General features: G+C 55.2%; 24 protein-coding genes. 10 read left to right on the forward strand and 14 right to left on the reverse strand.

The genetic code is table 11. The features are described from left to right. Positions 1-4 precede the first annotated feature (4 nt). From A3L08_RS03735 to A3L08_RS03755, 5 genes are all read right to left on the reverse strand, one after another. Entirely contained in the window at positions 5-1,009 is a 1,005-nt protein-coding gene (locus A3L08_RS03735) for a hypothetical protein (RefSeq protein ID WP_088853755.1), read from the reverse strand. 118 nt (positions 1,010-1,127) lie between these two features. Further along, the gene (locus tag A3L08_RS03740; RefSeq protein WP_157721582.1) at positions 1,128-1,328 is read right to left on the reverse strand and encodes a hypothetical protein; all 201 of its coding nucleotides are present in this window, start codon (positions 1,326-1,328) and stop codon (positions 1,128-1,130) included. A 15-nt stretch (positions 1,329-1,343) separates the two neighbouring features. Continuing rightward, positions 1,344-2,048 carry an HAD family hydrolase gene (locus tag A3L08_RS03745; RefSeq protein WP_088853757.1) on the reverse strand — a complete coding sequence of 235 codons (705 nt, stop codon included), beginning with the start codon at positions 2,046-2,048 and terminating at the stop codon, positions 1,344-1,346. A gap of 39 nt (positions 2,049-2,087) precedes the next feature. Then, positions 2,088-3,125 carry a DUF3226 domain-containing protein gene (locus A3L08_RS03750; RefSeq protein WP_088853758.1) on the reverse strand — a complete coding sequence of 346 codons (1,038 nt, stop codon included), beginning with the start codon at positions 3,123-3,125 and terminating at the stop codon, positions 2,088-2,090. Then, on the reverse strand, positions 3,126-3,587 hold the full coding sequence (locus tag A3L08_RS03755; RefSeq protein WP_232461763.1) for a DUF2391 family protein: 462 nt from the start codon (positions 3,585-3,587) through the stop codon (positions 3,126-3,128). It lies immediately after the preceding gene. A 248-nt stretch (positions 3,588-3,835) separates the two neighbouring features. On the opposite strand from A3L08_RS03755, the gene A3L08_RS03760 reads away from it, so the two are divergent. From A3L08_RS03760 to A3L08_RS03775, 4 genes are all read left to right on the forward strand, one after another. Further along, a complete protein-coding gene (locus tag A3L08_RS03760) occupies positions 3,836-5,011 on the forward strand; it encodes an MFS transporter (protein WP_088853760.1) in 1,176 nt (391 codons plus the stop codon). A gap of 35 nt (positions 5,012-5,046) precedes the next feature. Further along, the gene (locus A3L08_RS03765) at positions 5,047-7,269 is read left to right on the forward strand and encodes a DHH family phosphoesterase (RefSeq protein ID WP_088853761.1); all 2,223 of its coding nucleotides are present in this window, start codon (positions 5,047-5,049) and stop codon (positions 7,267-7,269) included. A 73-nt stretch (positions 7,270-7,342) separates the two neighbouring features. Further along, complete coding sequence (locus A3L08_RS03770) at positions 7,343-7,597, forward strand: hypothetical protein (RefSeq protein ID WP_088853762.1); 255 nt, start codon at positions 7,343-7,345, stop codon at positions 7,595-7,597. Positions 7,598-7,636: 39 nt separating this feature from the next. Further along, entirely contained in the window at positions 7,637-7,858 is a 222-nt protein-coding gene (locus tag A3L08_RS03775; RefSeq protein WP_088853763.1) for a hypothetical protein, read from the forward strand. Here A3L08_RS03775 and A3L08_RS03780 read toward each other — a convergent pair whose 3' ends face one another. The 4 genes from A3L08_RS03780 to A3L08_RS03795 all read right to left on the reverse strand — a co-directional run bounded on the left by A3L08_RS03780 (position 7,859) and on the right by A3L08_RS03795 (position 10,887). Next, positions 7,859-8,848: an asparaginase gene (locus A3L08_RS03780; RefSeq protein ID WP_088853764.1), complete on the reverse strand. Its 990-nt coding sequence runs from the start codon at positions 8,846-8,848 to the stop codon at positions 7,859-7,861. Between the two features lie 87 nt (positions 8,849-8,935). Next, positions 8,936-10,120 (reverse strand): MFS transporter, encoded by a 1,185-nt coding sequence (locus tag A3L08_RS03785; RefSeq protein ID WP_088853765.1) that lies wholly within the window; start codon positions 10,118-10,120, stop codon positions 8,936-8,938. 1 nt (position 10,121) lies between these two features. Then, positions 10,122-10,421: a PadR family transcriptional regulator gene (locus tag A3L08_RS03790; RefSeq protein WP_088853766.1), complete on the reverse strand. Its 300-nt coding sequence runs from the start codon at positions 10,419-10,421 to the stop codon at positions 10,122-10,124. A 49-nt stretch (positions 10,422-10,470) separates the two neighbouring features. Beyond that, positions 10,471-10,887, reverse strand: coding sequence for a PaaI family thioesterase (locus tag A3L08_RS03795; protein WP_088853767.1), 417 nt, complete (start codon positions 10,885-10,887; stop codon positions 10,471-10,473). Positions 10,888-10,967: 80 nt separating this feature from the next. Between A3L08_RS03795 and A3L08_RS03800 the strand changes: the two genes are divergently transcribed. Together A3L08_RS03800 and A3L08_RS03805 are read left to right on the forward strand one after the other, a co-directional pair. After that, positions 10,968-11,372, forward strand: coding sequence for a DUF2240 family protein (locus tag A3L08_RS03800; RefSeq protein WP_335755216.1), 405 nt, complete (start codon positions 10,968-10,970; stop codon positions 11,370-11,372). Between the two features lie 91 nt (positions 11,373-11,463). Then, entirely contained in the window at positions 11,464-12,000 is a 537-nt protein-coding gene (locus A3L08_RS03805; protein ID WP_088853769.1) for a nicotinamidase, read from the forward strand. On the opposite strand, the gene A3L08_RS03810 is transcribed toward A3L08_RS03805, so the two are convergent. Next, positions 11,936-12,982 carry an AI-2E family transporter gene (locus A3L08_RS03810; RefSeq protein ID WP_088853770.1) on the reverse strand — a complete coding sequence of 349 codons (1,047 nt, stop codon included), beginning with the start codon at positions 12,980-12,982 and terminating at the stop codon, positions 11,936-11,938. The two genes, A3L08_RS03805 and A3L08_RS03810, sit on opposite strands and share 65 nt — an antisense overlap. 86 nt (positions 12,983-13,068) lie before the next feature. Continuing rightward, positions 13,069-13,419: a hypothetical protein gene (locus A3L08_RS09885; RefSeq protein WP_157721583.1), complete on the reverse strand. Its 351-nt coding sequence runs from the start codon at positions 13,417-13,419 to the stop codon at positions 13,069-13,071. A 178-nt stretch (positions 13,420-13,597) separates the two neighbouring features. Here A3L08_RS09885 and A3L08_RS03820 point away from each other — a divergent pair, with 178 nt between their 5' ends. After that, positions 13,598-14,281, forward strand: coding sequence for a DUF4152 family protein (locus A3L08_RS03820; protein WP_088853772.1), 684 nt, complete (start codon positions 13,598-13,600; stop codon positions 14,279-14,281). Between the two features lie 4 nt (positions 14,282-14,285). On the opposite strand, the gene iorA is transcribed toward A3L08_RS03820, so the two are convergent. Together iorA and A3L08_RS03830 are read right to left on the reverse strand one after the other, a co-directional pair. Then, positions 14,286-16,199: an indolepyruvate ferredoxin oxidoreductase subunit alpha gene (iorA, locus tag A3L08_RS03825; protein ID WP_088853773.1), complete on the reverse strand. Its 1,914-nt coding sequence runs from the start codon at positions 16,197-16,199 to the stop codon at positions 14,286-14,288. 82 nt (positions 16,200-16,281) lie between these two features. Next, positions 16,282-16,539 carry a hypothetical protein gene (locus A3L08_RS03830; protein ID WP_088853774.1) on the reverse strand — a complete coding sequence of 86 codons (258 nt, stop codon included), beginning with the start codon at positions 16,537-16,539 and terminating at the stop codon, positions 16,282-16,284. A 92-nt stretch (positions 16,540-16,631) separates the two neighbouring features. Here A3L08_RS03830 and A3L08_RS03835 point away from each other — a divergent pair, with 92 nt between their 5' ends. Beyond that, positions 16,632-16,919: a hypothetical protein gene (locus A3L08_RS03835; RefSeq protein WP_088853775.1), complete on the forward strand. Its 288-nt coding sequence runs from the start codon at positions 16,632-16,634 to the stop codon at positions 16,917-16,919. A 15-nt stretch (positions 16,920-16,934) separates the two neighbouring features. Next, the gene (locus tag A3L08_RS03840) at positions 16,935-17,261 is read left to right on the forward strand and encodes a nucleotide pyrophosphohydrolase (protein ID WP_088853776.1); all 327 of its coding nucleotides are present in this window, start codon (positions 16,935-16,937) and stop codon (positions 17,259-17,261) included. Here the strand turns inward: A3L08_RS03840 and A3L08_RS03845 are convergent. Next, positions 17,248-17,700 carry an HIT family protein gene (locus tag A3L08_RS03845; protein ID WP_088853777.1) on the reverse strand — a complete coding sequence of 151 codons (453 nt, stop codon included), beginning with the start codon at positions 17,698-17,700 and terminating at the stop codon, positions 17,248-17,250. The two genes, A3L08_RS03840 and A3L08_RS03845, sit on opposite strands and share 14 nt — an antisense overlap. A gap of 55 nt (positions 17,701-17,755) precedes the next feature. Between A3L08_RS03845 and A3L08_RS03850 the strand changes: the two genes are divergently transcribed. Continuing rightward, positions 17,756-17,977: a hypothetical protein gene (locus A3L08_RS03850; RefSeq protein WP_088853778.1), complete on the forward strand. Its 222-nt coding sequence runs from the start codon at positions 17,756-17,758 to the stop codon at positions 17,975-17,977. Positions 17,978-18,005: the final 28 nt, after the last annotated feature.

Consider the following 18,005-nt stretch of genomic DNA (forward strand, 5'->3'; position numbering starts at 1 on the left):
AGATTTAAGTCTTCAAGTGCACCCAGTATTGGTGTTTTCCTTTTCTCTTGATTTTGATCTCTCCTGAGGTACAATACTCTCTAAACGGGCATTTTTCAAATTTAGGGCAGGATTCGGGGTGTGTTCCTCCTCTATAACTGCATCCGTTTCTGGAGAGGTGCCATAAAGGCCTGTCCAAATCGAGGGATATAATATGTTTCCCAGACTTTCTAAGTTGCTCTGTGGATTCCATCCACGCATTTGCCACCACTTCTCTGAACTCGTCCAATGTGCCCTCAAAGTTTCCACGTATTATGCCCAAGCTTAGCGTAGCTCGGGTTATATGAACGTCTACGGGAATGGGGACTTTTTCAAGGTTGTCTAGCAGAATACCTGCGTTGTCCCTAAGCATTCTCAACCATAGGGATCTTATTTTCTCCCCATTCAAGTTTGGATACTTTGTTCTGTGTTTTGTGAGATATTCTATGATTTTAAGGGCATCAAATTCCATACTCTCCAAGAAATTCTTGGGATCATCGTTCCATTCTTCGTGGAGGCTCATAGCAATTGTAAGCCAGATATTCGTATCTCGGTTTGGTCTTAATGCAAGTTTGTACTTGGTGAGGGCGGATTTTACATTCTCTATCTCCCTCAAAGGAATTTCAGCCAATCTCTCGGGGAAGAATACGAACTGCGTTTCAGGGTCTTCGAACGTTTTTCTTGCGCTCTCCCATAGTGCGTCTGCGTTTCTCATGTAATCTATGGCCACGGTGAGGGTCAAAAACAGCAGGTGTTCTCTTGATCCTATTTTGACGCCCTTGGGCGGATAATCCTCTGGCATCTCTCTTTTCCCAAAAATGCCCTCATTCGAATATATCTGGAATAATCTCTCAGCGAGTGCTGCGCCCCGCTCGGCATCGATAACTATACTGCTCTGATAGGGGGTGGTATCATTCTCCCTTATTAGCTTCGGGGAAAGCTCGAAGTCAGACCCAGTTTCGTGTGGTTTTTGCTCTGGGAGAAGGTGCATCTTGTGCCACCCGGAGTATTGTTTTGTGTTTTTGTTACTTAAAACAATTTTCAGTATGCTCCTCATATTGTCAAAATAACGGGGGTATCACTTCCTGAAGCAATTCACTCATCGTACGTCAGTCTTCACCGAAGAGTTCCTCGAACTTCACGAAGTCGCCTCTCTTGACCTCTTCCCTCATTTTTCTGAGCTCCTCACGCTCCTTTTTTGTCAGACTCTCATATCCAAGAAAGTTATCCACCTTTGAGTTAAGTGCTATGAGCAGCTTTTCTATTCTTTCCAGCCTTTCAATAACCTCACTCAAACCTCTCATCATCATATTTGGTGCTTTAACTTAAATATCATTCCCTTTTGTCAGCTCCAGCACCTCCAAAATCCCCTCAACGCCCGGAACCTCAAAGCCCCTCTCGTGGATCTGCCTTACTCCTTCCGCTTCCGGGTTTATCCAGACGGCCCACATTCCGGCCTTCAAAGCTCCCTCGAAGTCTTCCGCCTTTGTGTCGCCGATGTGTATCGCTTCCTCCGGCTTCACGTTGAAGGCCTTGAGAGGCTTCTCGAACATCTCCCTCATTGGCTTGAAAGCCCTGACCTCGTCCGCGAAGAAGGTCTTATCGATGTAGTCCATGAGCCTAAAGCGCTCGAGCAAAAGCCTCGTGTATGAGCCTGGCCAGAACATCACGTTGCCCGTCACGGTAACCTTCAGGCCTCTCCGCTTGACGCCCTCAAGGGCCTCTTTTGCTCCCGGCAGGACTATCTCGTCCCCAACTCCAAGAACTGCCCTCGCGGCGGCCCTCTTAACGAGTTCGACGTCGATTCCGAGGAGTTCGGCCAGCATCTCCTGGCTCTCCTCCAGGGCCCTGGTCGGGTCGCCAGCCGTTTTGGCGCGCATGGCCTTTATCCTCTCCCTCGTGAGCATCATGCCCTCGACAACGTCCACTATGCACGCTCCCATGAGCTTCGAGAGCTCAACCGCCATAGCGTCGAGCATGACGTTTATGTCTAGGAGAGTGTTCCAGACGTCGAATGAAACCAGCTTCACCTTCACCACCGAATTAGGTTGGAACGGGGGAATAAAAACTCAACGCCTCCCACCCACTTCCATTCCGGCCAGGTAGGAGAGCTCCTCCATCAGCCTAGCTTCCCTCAGGACCGCCTTCAGGTTCCTGAAGCGGGAGCGCATGACGAACAGCTCGTAGAAGCCTTCAAGGTTCCCCCAGTGCCCGTAGGCCGAGAGCGCCAAATACATGACCTCCTTTGGCTTGAGCTTTCTCCCGAGGCTCTCGTTGAGTGCCCTCAGGCCGGGCTTTACCTTATCAAGCAGTCCCTCCCTCGCTATGAGGTGGAGCATTAGGTCTTCAACCGTCGGTTTCTTCCACTCTATCAGCTCGTCCTCGAAGGGAAGGCCTATTATGAGCGGAACCACCTCGGTTTCGCCGACGCGGTAGCCCAAGGGGGTCTTTTCGTGTTTGAAACCGGAGAGCTTCCCGGTTATGGATGCGAGGGCACTCTCTCGGTCTTCATCTACGTCTATTGCCGCCCCTACTCTGTCGACCCTGAAGTCGAAGACGTCCATCGCCCTCAGGAAGTTTCCGAGGTTCCTGATGACCCCAGAGTTTCCCTCGCTCGGAATCACCGCGAGGTAGTAGTTGTCCCCCTCACGCCTGAGCAGGTCGAAGTTGTCGCGCTCGAAAACCCGTTCAATGAACCTTAAATTTCTCGGGGCACTTCTGCTCTCTTTGAACTCAAAGAGCTTCTTGAAGACCGCCTTGAAGAACTTGGCGTCCGTCTTTCCCTCAACGAACAGGACGCTCGTCCTCGCTTCTTCACCCGAGAAGCCACCGCGAACGTCGAAGTCGAGGTACTTCCTCAGCTCATAGACTTCCTTGAGCGTGAGGGCCTTTCCAGTGTCCGAGTATATCAGAACGTTCTCCTCGCCCTTTCGGAACCTCCAGGCGATCAGGTCAATCAGCTCAAGGCTTGAAGTTACGACTGTCTCGTTCCCTTTGAGTGAGCTGGTAAAAGTCAACAGTTCATCACGGTTTTTCCGGTATTCTGGGAAAAGAGCAGAGTTTTCCTCCGCAAACTCCTCCCATCTGCTTCCAGTTACGACTCGCATTTACTTCACCAGGTCTACAGTTATCGCGCCTATTACCGCGAAGGTACTCACGAGAACGGTCGCGTTCAGGTATTGGGCCACGTTGAAATCAGCTATCCGGTTGATGCCGTAGAGGTATATCAACCCTGCAGAGGTTAGATACGCTATGACTGCCACTGTGAAGAGTCTTTTGGGTATATGGAACATCTCCTCCCTCTTGAGGTTGCCTATCCTGGATTTTGCTATGAAGAGGTAAGCCACAACCAGCGTCATCAGGAAAATCGCCAGGGAGCGCTCCAGGGAGATATCTTTGGCTATCTCCCACAGCTCGCCGGTGAATAGGAACGGCAGTGCGAAGGTTATCGCTCCCACCACTTCCTGCGCTATGTCATCCCAGCCGAGGGCGTCCGGCGCTTTCCTGCCGTCGAATTCCTTCCTGAGCTCCTCTATGCCTTCGTATATCTCCTCAAGTTTCTCCTCCATCGTGGTTCGCCTTTCGTCCTTTGTGCGCTCAGGTTCGGGGTTCATCATCCGGTCAGCATTGGATTCACTCATCATCGCGGAAAACTCTTCATCGAGAAGGGTTATAAATGTTGAGATTGACCTTAAACTTGTTACCGTTACAGAATTCACGAAAATCTAGATTGGCCTGCTTCTCCGTTTTTCGTTCCCCATTCTCCCCTGGCAGTGTTCCCGGTACTTTTATATACTCGATGAGCATCTGAACGTTCATGTCATTGCAGAATTACCGGGGGTTCAGCAGGGACGCGTGGCTTCTGGTGGCCTACTCCTTCGTCTCCTGGCTGGGCGACAACATAGCTTGGTTCATATTCCCCTTCTACCTGAAATCGCTCAGCTACGACTACACCGGAATCGGCATGGTATTCTCCCTCTCGACGCTCGCCCAGGCCTCGGTACTCCTGTTTTCCGGCCCGCTGGGGGCCAGGATCGGCTACAAGAGGGCCGTTCTCATGGGAATCTCGTTCATGTTCTTCGGTCGGCTGGTCCAGGTGCTCTACCCGGCCTTGATCCCTCTCGTCCTCGGTGGAGTCCTGCTCGGGGTTGGAATGGCCTTCGAGGGCCCCTCCTTCATGGCACTCCTCAGCGGCGAGGTCACGGACGTGAAAAGGCACTACCTGTTCAGTTTATCCTCCGCCGTTGGGACGATAGGCTCCGCAATCGGCCTCGTCCTCGCTGGCTTCCTCCCGAGGTACCTCACCTACCGCGAGGTCTTCTCCCTCGTGCTCTTCATAATCCCAGTCCGGTTCGTCCTGGTGGCGGTCGTGAAGTCGGTGCTCGCCCATTCCGAGAAGTCGCTGAACCTGAACAGGGAGCTGCTCTTCAGGATAGGTCGCTTTGCCCTCCCGAGCGCCCTCATCGGTCTCGGCGCGGGAGTTACGATTCCGTACGTCGGCCTCTGGTTCAACCAGCGCTTTGGGACGAGCCTTGAGAGTATAGGGTGGCTCTTCGCTCTCCAGCAGTTCATAATGGGTCTGGGCACGTTCCTCCTGCCGATGATAGCCGACAGGCTGGGCAGCGTGAAGACGATAGTCTCTTTCAATGGGAGTGCCAGTGTTCTGATCGCCGCGATGCCCCTTTCCCCGACGTTCTACATAGCGGCAGCCGTTTACACCGTGAGGACGATTCTTATGAACATAGTCAGCCCCATATGGAACTCCTTCATGATGAGCCTCTTTAAGAAGGAAGAGCGCTCAACGGCGATGGCGCTGAACAACCTCTCTTGGACGGCGACCTTTGGGGCCGGTCAGTACCTCGGCGGCATACTCTTCGACGTCTCGCTCACGTGGCCCTTCATGATAACCGCGCTGCTCTATGCGCTCTCGATGGTCTTTTTCTGGGGCTTTTTTAGGGGGGAGACAAAAGGTTATAAGCCATCCAGGGCTTAAGAGTTCTCCAGTAAGAGGCTTCTAAGGTGATGCTCATGGTGGTTAAAGAGTGTCCAGAGTGTCGTGGAACGGGGAAAGTTAAAGTTGGCGAGAAGGAGTGCCCCGTGTGCGAAGGGTGGGGCTACGTTCCCGCTGATTTCAATGTGGGCGACAAGCTGAAGGGCTACCGCAACCTCGACTACCTTGGAGTTGAGGACGAGGTGGATGAGATACCCTGTCCCGAGTGTCACGGGAAGGGAGTCGTTCCTGTTTACGACACCTGCCCGACCTGCGGCGGAACGGGCAGGGTTCTAGCCTGCGACATCTGTGGAAAGATCAAGGAGCCCTGGGAACCCGGTATGGAAACTACCTGGGTCTGCCCGGACTGCCTCAGGAAGCACAAGGTCGTCTACATTCTCGACAAGACCTGCGACTACGAGGACGTTGAGGTCGGGAGTGTCTACAAGGGCACTATAGACCGCGTTGAACGCTTCGGTGTCTTCGTCAGGCTCAATCCACACGTTACGGGATTAATCAAGAGAAAGGACCTGCTCGGAGGAAGGGAGTACAAACCCGGTGAAGAGATACTCGTCCAGGTTCTCGACGTCAGGCCCGACAAGAAGGAGGTTGATCTGGTCGAGTCTGCCCTCAGGAACTACAAGGAGGTCGTCGTCAGGAAGGAGATCCCGGTTACCCCAATAAGGGAGCTCAGCAAAGACATGGCGGGCAAGACCGTCAGGCTCAGAGGCAGGGTGACTCAGATACAGGTCACGGGCGGCCCGACCGTCTTCACGATAACCGACGGGACGGGAATAACCTGGGTTGCTGCCTTCGAGGCCCCGGGAGTGAGGGCTTACCCCAACATAAACGTCGGCGATGTCGTTGAGGTCATCGGAAAGGTCGCGTTCCATGCCGGCGAGATCCAGATAGAGGCCAGCGACATGACCAGGCTTTGGGGCCCGGATGCAGCCCAGGTCAAGCAGGCTATCGAGCGGGCCCTCGACGAGCGCGCCCAGCCGAAGGACGTCGGCTTCCTCGTGGAGAGCGAGGTTCTCGAAAAGCTCAAGCCCAAGATAATGAAGGCCGCGTTCATGATAAGGAGGGCCATTCTCGAAGGCAGGCCGATACTCCTGAGACACCACTCCGATGCCGACGGCTACACCTCAGGCCTAGCACTGGAGTACGCGATAGTTCCGCTCATCGAGCAGGTTTCACCGGATTCTGGCGCGAGGTGGAAGCTCTTCAAGAGGAGGCCGAGCAGGGCCCCCTTCTACGAGCTTGAGGATGTCCTAAAGGACATCATATTCATGATCGAGGACCACGAGAAGTTCGGCGACCCGCTCCCGCTAGTTGTTATAGTTGACAATGGAGGAACGAGCGAAGACATTCCGGCCTACAAGCGCATAAGGGCCTACGGAGTTCCCATCGTCGTCATAGACCACCACGACCCGCGCGAGTGGATCAGCGAGGACAAGGCCAAGGTTGACGAGTACGTTGACGTGCACGTCAATCCCCACCACGTCAAGCGCGGCTACTACGAGCTGACGGCTGGAATGCTTGCAACTGAAGTGGCCCGCTTCATCAACCCCGAAGTGGAGGACAAGATAAAGCACCTGCCGGCAATAGCGGGAACTGGCGACAGGAGCAAGGCACCAGAGTTCCAGCAGTACCTCGAGATAGCGAAGAAGACCAAGGGCCTGACCGAGGAAGACCTCAAGAAGATAGCCGAGGTGATAGACCACGAGGCCTTCTACTGGAAGTTCATGGACGGCCACGGAATAATCGACGAGATACTCCTCCTCACCGGCAACCTCCAGCGGCACCGCGAGCTTATCAATGCTATCTACCCCGAGGTCAAAGAGAAGCAGGAGAAGGCTTTGAGGGCCTCCCTGCCGCACGTCAAGAGCGTCGTCCTTCCAAACGGCATAAGGTTCAACACGATAGACGTGGAACTCTTCGCACCGAAGTTCAGCTATCCCTCACCAGGAAAGCTCTCAGGATTAATCCACGACCACTTCAAGGAGAAGTACGGCGAGGACTCGCCAATACTAACGCTTGCCTATGGTCCGGACTTCGCGGTTGTCAGAGCCGCGGACGGAATGGCCGCTTACGGCTTCGACCTGAACGAGATAATTCCAAAGCTCCAGGAGGCACTGCCGAGTGCTGGAATAGAGGGCGGCGGCCACAGTTACGCGGGCTCGATAAAGTTCTTCGAGGGCATGAGGAAGGAGGTTTTGGAGGAGTTCGCCAAGCAGGTTGTCAAGCTGAAGAGGGTTTGATGTTTTCATTTTCTGCCAACCTTTTTAACCCCCTATGAGAACCTATTCCGAAGAAAGATATGGAGGAATGTTGATGAAAATCGTTCTTGAGGTTACCTTCCGCATGGGCGGTGTTTCTTACCGCGGCCACCGCTGGGAGGATGATGCACTCGTTTTTGAGTTTGAAAGGCTCGGAGATGCGTTCATACAGGTTCTCAGCACCAGAAAGGTCGAGGAGGAAGTGGAGAAGGCTCCCTCTAAAGTTCTCGTCGAGCTGAGGACAAAGGAAGGTGGAAAGGTCTTCGAGGCCACCGAAACCGATGGCGTTTACAGGGCAATGGAGCCTTAAGTTTTTATACTTCCTTTCCAACCCCCAACGGTGGTGCCGATGTACATGGCCGAGTTCAAGCTTCGCTTCGGCGACAGGAAGTGGTACGTCAGGAGGATCGTCGAGGCTTCCAGCATGGAGGAGGCGGAGGAGAAGGCGAGGCGCTACGCCGCGCTTATGAACCGGGGAGAAGTGAAATGGGAGCTGAGCTATGTTATAGAATCGGAGAGGCCCCTCCTCATTGGGGATGACGAGCTCAAGAAGCTGGCCTCAGGTGCCTGATCAGCCCCTCGGGGTGATTTCCCCGGCAATGTTTCTTTCCATAATTTCCCTGACTTCAGCGACGTCCGCAGTGTGGCCGAGGGCCCACATGAGCTTGGTCAGCGTGGCTTCCTTCGTCATGTCGCCCGCGGGGATGATTCCCGCTTCCAGTGCCCTCCTCCCGACCTCGTAGCGGGTGAGGTCAACACCCCCGTAAACCGCCTGGGTGGTCATCACCACGGGCTTTTCTCCCGCGACCCTCTCCACGGCTTTCAGGAGGTTCCTCTTCCTGTAGGGGATTCCGCCGGCTCCGTAGCCTTCGAGAACAATTCCGTGGCTCCATTCCCCTATGGAGGAGAACACCTCCGGGGAGAGACCGGGGGTCAGCCTTATGTGGACGACGTTTGGATCCAGAAGGGGGTCGAAGATAACCTCTCCCTGGGGCACCTCCGGCCTGTGGAGAACCTTCAGCTCGCCGCCCTTCACGTAGGCGATATCCGGGTAGTTTATGCTCTGGAAGGCGTTGAGGCCGAGGGAGTGAACCTTTGAGACCCTCGTTCCCAGCATTATTTTGTCCATGAACGCTACGTAGATTCCGGGAAACCCCTTAGAGGCGAAGGTCAGGGCGGTCCTGAGGTTCCGGGGGGCGTCGCTCTTCGGCTCCGTTATCGGGAGCATCGAGCCGGTTAGAACGACGGGGATTGGAACGTTCCGGAGCATGAAGCTGAGGGCGGAGGACGTGTATGCGAGGGTGTCCGTCCCGTGAGTTATGACGATGCCGTCGTAGTCGCTGAGGTTTCTGAAGACGGCTTCCCCTATCGTTACCCAGTCCTCAGGCTGGATGAGCGTGCTGTCCAGGTTAAGGATGTCCTCGGTCTCTATGATGAGCCCGTTCCTCTTTTTGATTCCCGCCACCTCGAGGATTTCATCGGCACTCAGCGCCGCTTTGTAGCCCTTCTCTGTCCTCGCGCTGGCTATGGTGCCCCCGGTTCCTATTATCAGAATCCGCACTTTCCTCACCGGTGGGGAATGTGCACATCACCTTTTAGTCTTTTTGACAAAATTCCACCGAAAAAGGCACTAAAAATGGGAAAAATGTCAATGAGATTCCGGAACGAAAAACATCATGACAAAAGCGAGGGCGTTCATCAGGGCGGCGTAGGTGAATGCGAGCTCGAGGGAGCGGGCCTGCCACAGGTAGCCCGCTATGACCGAGGCGGGGAAGACGAAGAGGCCAAAGACGGTGTGGTAGGCACCTATTATCGTCCCCTTCTCGTGCTCCCCCGCTAAATCCGCCATGTATGCCCTCGGGATGGTGTCCTCTATGGCTATGTAGACCCCGTAGAGGACGAAGGCCACAACAAGCGTGTAGAAGTCCCTCGCGTAGGCGAAGGCTAAAGAGGCCAGCGTCGCAACGAGGAAGCCTATGGTTATGAGCCTCTTCTTGCCGAAGCTGTCCGAGACGACGCCGAGCGGGTATGCCGAGAGGGCGTAGATGAGGTTGAAGAGGGCGTAGAACGCTATCCCCTGGACGACGGTAAAGCCGAGCTCCTCCGCCTTCCAGAGTGTGAAGGCGTAGCTGTACCTGCCGAGAGCTCCCACCGCAACGACGGCAAGGAAGAGCTGTAAGCCTCTGCTCCTCAGCGTGGAGATGCCCTTGATCTTTTTCTTTACCTCGCTTCCCCGGTCCCTGACGAAGAGGACTATAACGAAGAGCGATAGGAGGCCGGGAATCGCAGATAGCAGGAAGATATAACGGTACATCGTCTCCTTCGGCAGACCCCTGAGGAGCTCAATGAGGGCTATGGCAGCGAGAGGACCGGCCACAGCTCCAAGCGTGTCCATCATCCTGTGGAAGCCGAAGGACTTGCCGCTCTTCCCCTTCTCGCTCGACTCCGCTATGAGCGCGTCCCTCGGTGCCGTCCTTATGCCCTTGCCCACCCTGTCTAGGGCGCGCAGCGTTAGAAAGTCCCACCAGTAGCGAGTAAAAGCGAGGGCACCCTTGGCGAGGGTCGAGAGCGCGTAACCGGCTAAAACGAAGGCCTTCCTTTTTCTAAAGCGGTCGCTGACGTAGCCGAAGGCCACCTTGAAGAGGGAGCTCATGCTCTCTATCGCTCCCATCACGGAGCCGCTGACCAGCTGGCCCTCCCTGAGGACACCGGTGAGATAGCTCGGCACTATCGGGTTTATCATCTCGCTGCTCATGTCGTTCAGGAAGCTCACTATTCCGAGCAGGAAGACGTTCCAGCTTATTCCAAAGATTTTGCGCTCCTTCTCTTCCATATCAATCACCCAGGATCTCGGTGCACAGTTCCCTAACCTTCTCTCTCGCCTCCTCGAGGAGTTCCTCACCTTTGGGCGTTGCCCTGTAGAGCCTCACCCGCCTACCGTTTCTAACCTCTGTTCTGCTCCTCAGGAGGCCCATCTCCTCCATTTTGTGGAGGAGGGGGTAGATGGTTCCCGGGCTGACCTTGTAACCGTGCCTGCTCAACTCCGCCATCATGAAGGTCCCGGTTACCTCTCCCCTGCTCGCGTGGTGAAGGATGTGAATCCCCATGAACCCCAAGAGCACTCGGCGCATCATATCGAACACCGATATCGAAATTCGATATAGTGCTATAAAAAATTTTGGATCACTCGAGCACGTGCCTCTCCAGGACGTAGCAGTGGAACGTCCCCTCGAAGACCTTCTCGTTTCTCTCGTTGAAAACCTCCGCCTTCACGAGCTTCTTTCTCCGGGGGGACGTTCCGTCCCCCACACCCCCCTCATTGCTTTCGAGAACTCTTGCCTTCGCCGTCAAAATCTCCCCAGCTTTAACCGGCTTGAGGAACTTCACCTCCGCCTTTCCAAGGACCACTGTCGGCTCGTTCACAGCGAGCATCGCGGCGTAGTCTGCTAAGCCAAAGGTGAAGCCGCCGTGAACGAGGCCGTACTCGTCAACCGCCATCTCCTTCGTCGTCCTGAGCTCCACTTCCGCGTAGCCGGGTTCAAGTTTGAGCGGCTTTCCAACCAGCCTCTCCGAGGTCAGCCTGTGCGTCCTCTGCTCCATCTCAACCACCTCCAATCCATTGGGGTCCGTTCACCGTTGGAGGCAAAAGTTTATCTATTCCAGCACCCTAAAAAAGTTAGATGCCTATGCACCCGCTTAAGCGTGCGGTTGACTATAAGGGCTCAACTGAGTTCACGAAGAGCGAGCTGGTCGGTATACTCTCCTTCAGCCTGCGGATAATGGGGGTTAAGGAGGCCAAGGAGTTCATAGCCGAGGCCGTGAAGAGCGGGCTCCTTACCGAGAGGGACGGAAAACTGGTCGTGAATGAAGCCGCGCTTGATGAGGAGAGGAAGGGGGGTGACCTCTTCGAGGAGATGGTGGAGCACATAGCGAGCTCACTCGGCTGGGAGCGTGCGGACGTAATTGACGGGATAAACGGTATGAGGGAGCGCTACGGCGACCTGGACAAAAAGGTGCTCGCCTACCTCTTCGGCATGGACAAAGGGGTTGACATGGCCCGCTTCAGGGAGAGGCTTGAGTTATGAGAACAGCACCCTCTTTTTAGTTGCTTCATGATTGCTCTATCATTCAAAAATGATTTTTAAGTTCCCCACCGAACTCTTTTAGGGTGGTACCATGCCGGAGGAGGCACTGATCGTTGTTGACATGCAGCGCGATTTCATGCCAGGGGGAGCGCTCCCGGTTCCGGATGGGGACAGGATAATCCCGTGGTGCAACCACTACATCGAAGAGTTCAGGAAGCGCGGGGCGCTCATAGTCGCTACCCGCGACTGGCACCCGGAGAACCACATAAGCTTTAAAGAGCAGGGCGGGCCGTGGCCGGCGCACTGCGTCCGGAACACCCCTGGTGCCGAGTTCGTTGTAGATCTCCCCTCCGATGCCGTGATAATCTCCAAGGCCACCGAGCCTGACAAGGAAGCTTACTCCGGCTTCGAGGGCACAGAGCTCGCCGAAATCCTGAGAAAGAACGGCGTGAAGAGGGTCTACGTCTGCGGCGTTGCCACCGAGTACTGCGTGAAGGCGACTGCCCTCGACGCTATCAAACACGGCTTTGAGACCTACCTCCTCAGCGATGCTGTGAAGGGCATTAATCCTGAGGATGAGGAGAAGGCGCTGAGGGAGATGGAGAGGGCTGGTGTGAAGGTTCTTTAGCCGACACAATCCTCTTCCACTCCTTCAGGAGGACCAGGAGCAGGTTGAGGACTATCGGCCCTATTATCAGCCCCTTTACCCCCATGGCCCAGGTGCCGCCTATCATTCCAATGAAAACGAGCGTCTCGTCGAGGTTGGTGTCCCGGGCCACCATCATGGGCCTTACCGTGTAGTCCGGCATCGGGGAGACGAGAAATAACCCGTAGAGCGCTATCCCGACAGCGCGCAGGTAGGCGCCGTTCACGGCGAAGTAGGCCGTAGCCGCGAGCCATATCATCCAGCCCTCAAAGAGGGGTATGAAGCTGAAAAGGAAGGTCAGAAAGCCTGCCACTATGGCGGTGTAGAGGTCGGAGACCCCGAATATTATAAAGCCGATTGTCATGAGGGCGCCTTTTATGACATTGAGGACGAGCCATGCCCTGACGAGCGCCCCAAGGGTCTTGTTGAGGCTCTCAAGTATCTCTTCACCTATGTGGCGGTTTCTCTCCGGCAGGGAGAGCACTATCTGCCTGTAGATTTCCCCGGAGTATGCGAGCGTGTAGTAGAAGGTGAGCAGGAACACAAGGAGCTGGAGGAGGTACATCGGCAGCGAGAAGGCACCCCTTGAGATGTATTCCGAGAGTCTTGGGATCAGCTGGTTGAAGAAGCGCTGTATGAACTCGAGCACATCCTGTGGAAGCGGTTGTGCCATGATCCAGCTGAAGACGTCGACGGTGCTGTTGTAGAATGAAACCGCCACCTGGACGGATATCTTGATGAGCTCAAATGTCACCATTCCGCCGAGACCGACGGTGACCAGGGTGAGGAGGGCGGCCGATTCTTTCTTACCCGTTCTCACAGCCAGCCTGCGGTGGATGGGGTATGAAGCGTAGGCGAGGACAACGCCGAAGAATATGGGTGTGACCAGTGGGCTTACCGTTTTCCAGGCTATGTAGAGGATGATTATAACCGCGATGCTCCACGCGATGGTCTCTGTCCGCATGGCCCCTCGGGGGTTTTATTAACGTCTTCCTTATAAAGGCTGTGTGGGGTGACAAATGAAAAGAGGTTCATGAAAAAGGCTTTCGCTTACTTTTCCCTCGGGAAGCTCTGTCCTCTAGAGGGAATCCTCCTCGATGATATTAGCCTCTCTTCTACGTTCTCGCTTTGCCTGCACGCCTCAACCGCGCTTTTTAGGGTCTCTGCAAACCCGCGGTTTCCGTAGAGAGTGACCACCACCAGCGCGCCCGTTTGGGACGGGAACGTTATCTCAACCTCCCCAGTGGACTCTTTCACGCTGACATCCCCTGGCTTCATTCTCAGGAGGAGCGCTTCTCTACCGCCGTTATCCCAGAATCCAACCAGCTCCAGCCCCCCTTCAGTGTAGAAAACGTTGATAAAGGGTAATGTCCCGTCCTGCGGGGGTGAGGGGGTATTCACCGTCCAGGTACAGAACCGCCTTTCCCCTGGCGGTCCCGAGGTGTATCGAGCCGCTCAGGTCATCTATGTAGCTACCCAAAGCTTCATAAATAACATCAGTTAACATACCCACCGCTTTCACCACCACATACTATGTCCCAGGGTGTATATTGGTAATTGCCCGTTAATGGTGGTTTCGATGAAGTTTGTGGCCGCTGATACAGGGGGTGCACTGCTGACCGAGGATTACGAGCCGGTTGGACTCATAGCGACGGCTGCGGTCCTCGTCGAGAAACCCTACAGGACGGCAACGCTCAGCGCGGTAAGGTACGCCGACCCGTTCAACTACGACATGAGCGGCAGGCAGGCGGTTAGGGACGAGGCGTTTTTAGCGGTTGAACTGGCGAGGGAAGTCAAGCCTGATGTGATTCACCTCGACTCGACGATAGGCGGAATAGAGGTCAGGAAGCTCGACGAGCCTACCATCGATGCCCTAACGATAACAGACCGCGGAAAGGAAGTGTGGAAGGACCTCGCGAAGGATTTACAGCCCTTAGCAAAGAAGTTCTGGGAGGAAACCGGCATCGAGATCATAGCGATCGGCAAGTGGAGCGTCCCGGTGAGGATAGCCGAGATCTACTCCGGAATATACACGGCGAAGTGGGCGATCGACTACGCGAGGGAGAACGGGAAAGTTATGGTGGGCCTTCCACGCTATATGAAGGTCGAGATAAAGCCCGGACAAATCTACGGGGAAAGCCTCGACCCGCGCGAGGGCGGCCTCTTCGGGGAGATTGAGGCAGATACCGATGGAATCGGCTGGGAACTCTATCCGAACCCGCTTGTGAGGAGGTACATGGTTCTGGAAGTGTGGAGGGAATGAGGGGCTAAGCCCCTCTCTCCAGCTCGTTCGGGAACTTTATTGCCTCGAACGGGCACGTCTGGTTGCAGACGCCGCAACCGGTGCAGATGAGTTCGTCTATGCGGACCTTCTTCGTCTCAGGGTCGTAGACCAATGCTGGACAGCCAGTCAGGAGAATGCACGCCTTACAGCCGGTGCACTTGTCCTCGATGACAACTGGCTTCTCTCCAATCTCGCCGCGCCTTATGACGGGTATGACGCACTCGCGCTTCGCTATTATCACAGCGGGCCCCTCAACCTGCATGGCCTCCTTTATGGCCTCTCTGGTTGCCTTAAGGTCGTAGGGGTCAACGGTCTTGACGTACTTCACTCCCAGCGCCTTAACCAGCGCCTCAATGTCAATCTCGTTGAACTTCCTGCCGGTTTCGCTTCCTCCTGTTCCTGGGTGCGGCTGGTGGCCAGTCATTGCCGTCGTCCTGTTGTCGAGTATCATCACCAAGACGTTTAGGTTCTTGTAGACGGCGTCAATCAGGGGCTGGATTCCGTTGTGGAAGAAGGTTGAGTCACCAATGGTCGCTATTATCTTTTTGTCCATGACGACGCTCTGGCCGTTGGCCAGGCTGATGCTCGCGCCCATGACGTATTCCGTCCATATCGCTTCAAGCGGCGGGAGAAGCGATAACGCGTAGCAACCTATATCGCCGTGTATGGGAACCTTGTAGCGGCCGAGCTTGAGGTCACGAAGGGCGTCCAAAGCGGCCCTGTAGCTTCCGCGGTGCGGACAGCCGGGGCACATCACCGGAGGCCTCTTTGGGGCTAAACTTTCGGCGTGGGCGACCTCCTCCGGCTTGGTGTATTCCTCGCCTTCTTCGCCGATGAGCTTCAGCAGGGCGTTTCTAACGAGGCTCGGCGTGAGCTCGCCCTCGAGTGGCAAATGCCCGGTCCTCTTTCCGTATATCGGGACGTTTAGGCCGGCCTCGTAGGCCGCTATCTTGACCTCCTCCTCGAGGAAGGGTGCGCCGTCTTCAACGACTATCGCGTAATCAACAGTTTTCAGGAAGTCAGTGACCAGCTTTCTCGGGAGCGGGTGAGGTGTTGAGAGCTTGAGAACCTTGAAGTCCGCGTTGATCTTCGGGAGCACTTCCCTCACGTAGTTGTAAGGTGCTCCCTCGACGATTATTCCGATTCTGGCTTCTTCCTTACCCTCGATCCAGTTGAAGGGCATTGAGTTGAACTCCTCCTCGATTTTAGCGAGAGTCTCGTTGAGCCACTTATGCCTCTTCCTGTTGCCCTCCATGCTGGCCCTAACGTATCTCTCAATGTCCTTCTTGAAAACTGGCTTCCTGTCGAGTTCGACAAACTCGCCTACCTCCACATCGGCCGTCGTGTGGTTTACCCTCGTTGTGGTGCGGAAGATTATTGGGACTTTGTATTTCTCGCTCAGCTCGTAGGCGTACTTTATGAGGTCGTGAGCCTCCTGAGGATCAGCGGGTTCAAGAACTGGCAGGAGTGAAATTTTACCATAATACCTGTCGTCCTGCTCCGTTTGAGAGGTGTGCGGCCCGGGGTCGTCCGCCACGAGGACAACGAGACCGCCCTCAACTCCAGAATAAGCCAGGCTCATTAGCGGGTCGGCGGCGACGTTAAGACCGACACACTTCATCGTGACGAGGGCTCTCAGCCCGGTGTAGGCAACGCCGGCCGCTTCCTCTAAGGCCACTTTCTCGTTGGGAGCCCACTCGGCGAAAACCTCTGGCTTAAGCCTCGCTATAGTCTCTACCACCTCGGTCGAGGGCGTTCCGGGGTAGCCAGTCGCGAAAGCAATCCCGCTCTCAAGGGCACCGTAGGCTATCGCCTCGTTGCCCATGAGAAGCTTCCTCTCGCGCCTCTCCGTTTTTACCTCAGCCGAATCAGAAGGGTAAGCCTTAGTCGCTTCCACATTCACCACCGGAGAAGCTTCGTTTTGCGAGTATAAAACTTGTGGCTCGAAAAGGGGGAAGAAATCTCGAAAAATTTTCGGATCATGGCCTCTTTCCTTGGCGGGAGTCATAGAAGTACTTGGCATGGGCCTCCGCCCGGGCATCGAGCAATTTTCGGCCAGTAGTGAAGGCGTACACCAGTGCCAGAACCAGTAGCAGTCCTCCCACAAAGAGCCCGAAGAGCCTGACAACCGCGTAGACGTAGAGGCCAAGTATTCCGAATATCACGAGCAGAACCAGACCAAAGAGACCAAAGAGCATCTTGTAACCGTACCTCTCCATGAAGAGGTCGAAGTCCACCCTGCACCACCATAGGATTTTCTTCCTTGAGGCGTAAAAGCTTTTCGGTAGGGCTTAAATACTCTGGCCCAGATATAGAAACCGTGGTGAACATGAAGATTGGAGAACTGCTCGAGCTTATCGACGAGACGATAGCGAACCTTAAGATAGCGGTAGTCGCCAATCAGCAGAGGGCCCTCGAGAGTCCGCACACAAGTTACGAGTTCACCCAGCGGGCTATTGAGCTCCAGGAGGACCTTGACGACCTCATGAAGGCCCGCGAGATGCTCGCAAAGCTCAATCCTGAGGACGATGCTGAGGAGCACTTCTCAAGGGAAGAGCTTGGGGAGTTCCTTAAAATGCTGGAGCTGCTGGGGAGCGCCGATGCCCACGTTTACTGACCGTGGGGTGATAGGGTGGATTTTAAGGAGCTTGAGCGGAGGCTTGTCGAGTTCAGGGACGCGAGGGGCTGGCGAAAGTACCACACGCCCAAGAACCTCGCTATCTCTGCCGCAGTTGAGCTGGGAGAACTGCTTGAGCACTTCCAGTGGGAGAGCGATGGGGAGATACTCGAGGCTGTGAAGGAGTCGGGGAAGAAGGAGGCCATAGCTGACGAGATAGCGGATGTCGTAATCTACCTCACCCTGCTCGCCCATGAGCTCGGGATAGACCTTAGTGAAGCGCTTGAAAGGAAGATTGAGAAGAACGGGAGAAAGTATCCTGTCGGTGTCACTTCCGACTGAACGCCGCCCTCAGCCTCTCGATTTCCTCCCCGCTCAGCCTGTTCCTCACCCAGCGCTCCCTTAGGTTTAAGTTCTCGTCCTCCAAGTCGAGAACCGCCTTCCTAACCCCTCCCCTTGGGCTCCTGCAGTCGCCCTCCCACCTTGGAATCACGTGGAGATGGAGATGGGGAACGGTTTGACCCGCTGCCCTTCCGAGGTTCATGCCCACGTTGAACCCATCCGGCTTCAGCGTCCCCCTTAACTTCTCCATCGCTAGCTCCATACCCCTCAGGAGGGCGAGCTTCTCCTCTTCTCTGAGCTCCTCCCAGCTCTCGACGTGCCTCTTCGGGACGACCAGCAGGTGCCCCCTGTTCGCTGGGTAGGAGTCTATCAGTATCCTGATCAGCCCATCCTCGTAGAGGAGAGCCTCTTTATCCGGGTTGCAGAAGGGACACTCCATCGCCAACACCAAAGGCTTAAAACGGGTTCGGAATAAAAAGCCCCCGGTGGGAGAGATGGGTGAGACCTTGGAGGTTATGAAGAGGAGCTACCAGAGGTTTTTGGCGGTTGGCCTTGGCCTCATGCTGATCGCGTTCCTGCTGATGATATGGCAGCCCCTTGGTAGAGAGCCCTCGCTGGTTCTGGCTGTGATAGTCTTCCTCGTGGCGTTCTTGCCCCTGGAGTTCGCGCGCAGGATAGCGAGAAAGATGGCGCTGGTTGCTCTGAGGGGTGAATAGAAAAGCTTAATTAATGACCGCGTCCAAA

This window comes from Thermococcus pacificus, assembly GCF_002214485.1.
Classification (GTDB): domain Archaea; phylum Methanobacteriota_B; class Thermococci; order Thermococcales; family Thermococcaceae; genus Thermococcus; species Thermococcus pacificus.

Coding starts and splice junctions, on each gene's coding strand:
- A3L08_RS03735 (WP_088853755.1), bottom strand. CDS start 1,009: ATGCACCTTCTCCCAGAGCAAAAACCACACGAAACTGGGTCTGACTTC.
- A3L08_RS03740 (WP_157721582.1), bottom strand. CDS start 1,328: ATGATGATGAGAGGTTTGAGTGAGGTTATTGAAAGGCTGGAAAGAATA.
- A3L08_RS03750 (WP_088853758.1), bottom strand. CDS start 3,125: ATGCGAGTCGTAACTGGAAGCAGATGGGAGGAGTTTGCGGAGGAAAAC.
- A3L08_RS03755 (WP_232461763.1), bottom strand. CDS start 3,587: ATGGAGGAGAAACTTGAGGAGATATACGAAGGCATAGAGGAGCTCAGG.
- A3L08_RS03760 (WP_088853760.1), top strand. CDS start 3,836: ATGTCATTGCAGAATTACCGGGGGTTCAGCAGGGACGCGTGGCTTCTG.
- A3L08_RS03765 (WP_088853761.1), top strand. CDS start 5,047: ATGGTGGTTAAAGAGTGTCCAGAGTGTCGTGGAACGGGGAAAGTTAAA.
- A3L08_RS03770 (WP_088853762.1), top strand. CDS start 7,343: ATGAAAATCGTTCTTGAGGTTACCTTCCGCATGGGCGGTGTTTCTTAC.
- A3L08_RS03775 (WP_088853763.1), top strand. CDS start 7,637: ATGTACATGGCCGAGTTCAAGCTTCGCTTCGGCGACAGGAAGTGGTAC.
- A3L08_RS03785 (WP_088853765.1), bottom strand. CDS start 10,120: ATGGAAGAGAAGGAGCGCAAAATCTTTGGAATAAGCTGGAACGTCTTC.
- A3L08_RS03790 (WP_088853766.1), bottom strand. CDS start 10,421: ATGATGCGCCGAGTGCTCTTGGGGTTCATGGGGATTCACATCCTTCAC.
- A3L08_RS03795 (WP_088853767.1), bottom strand. CDS start 10,887: ATGGAGCAGAGGACGCACAGGCTGACCTCGGAGAGGCTGGTTGGAAAG.
- A3L08_RS03800 (WP_335755216.1), top strand. CDS start 10,968: ATGCCTATGCACCCGCTTAAGCGTGCGGTTGACTATAAGGGCTCAACT.
- A3L08_RS03805 (WP_088853769.1), top strand. CDS start 11,464: ATGCCGGAGGAGGCACTGATCGTTGTTGACATGCAGCGCGATTTCATG.
- A3L08_RS03810 (WP_088853770.1), bottom strand. CDS start 12,982: ATGCGGACAGAGACCATCGCGTGGAGCATCGCGGTTATAATCATCCTC.
- A3L08_RS03820 (WP_088853772.1), top strand. CDS start 13,598: ATGAAGTTTGTGGCCGCTGATACAGGGGGTGCACTGCTGACCGAGGAT.
- A3L08_RS03835 (WP_088853775.1), top strand. CDS start 16,632: ATGAAGATTGGAGAACTGCTCGAGCTTATCGACGAGACGATAGCGAAC.
- A3L08_RS03845 (WP_088853777.1), bottom strand. CDS start 17,700: ATGGAGTGTCCCTTCTGCAACCCGGATAAAGAGGCTCTCCTCTACGAG.
- A3L08_RS03850 (WP_088853778.1), top strand. CDS start 17,756: ATGGGTGAGACCTTGGAGGTTATGAAGAGGAGCTACCAGAGGTTTTTG.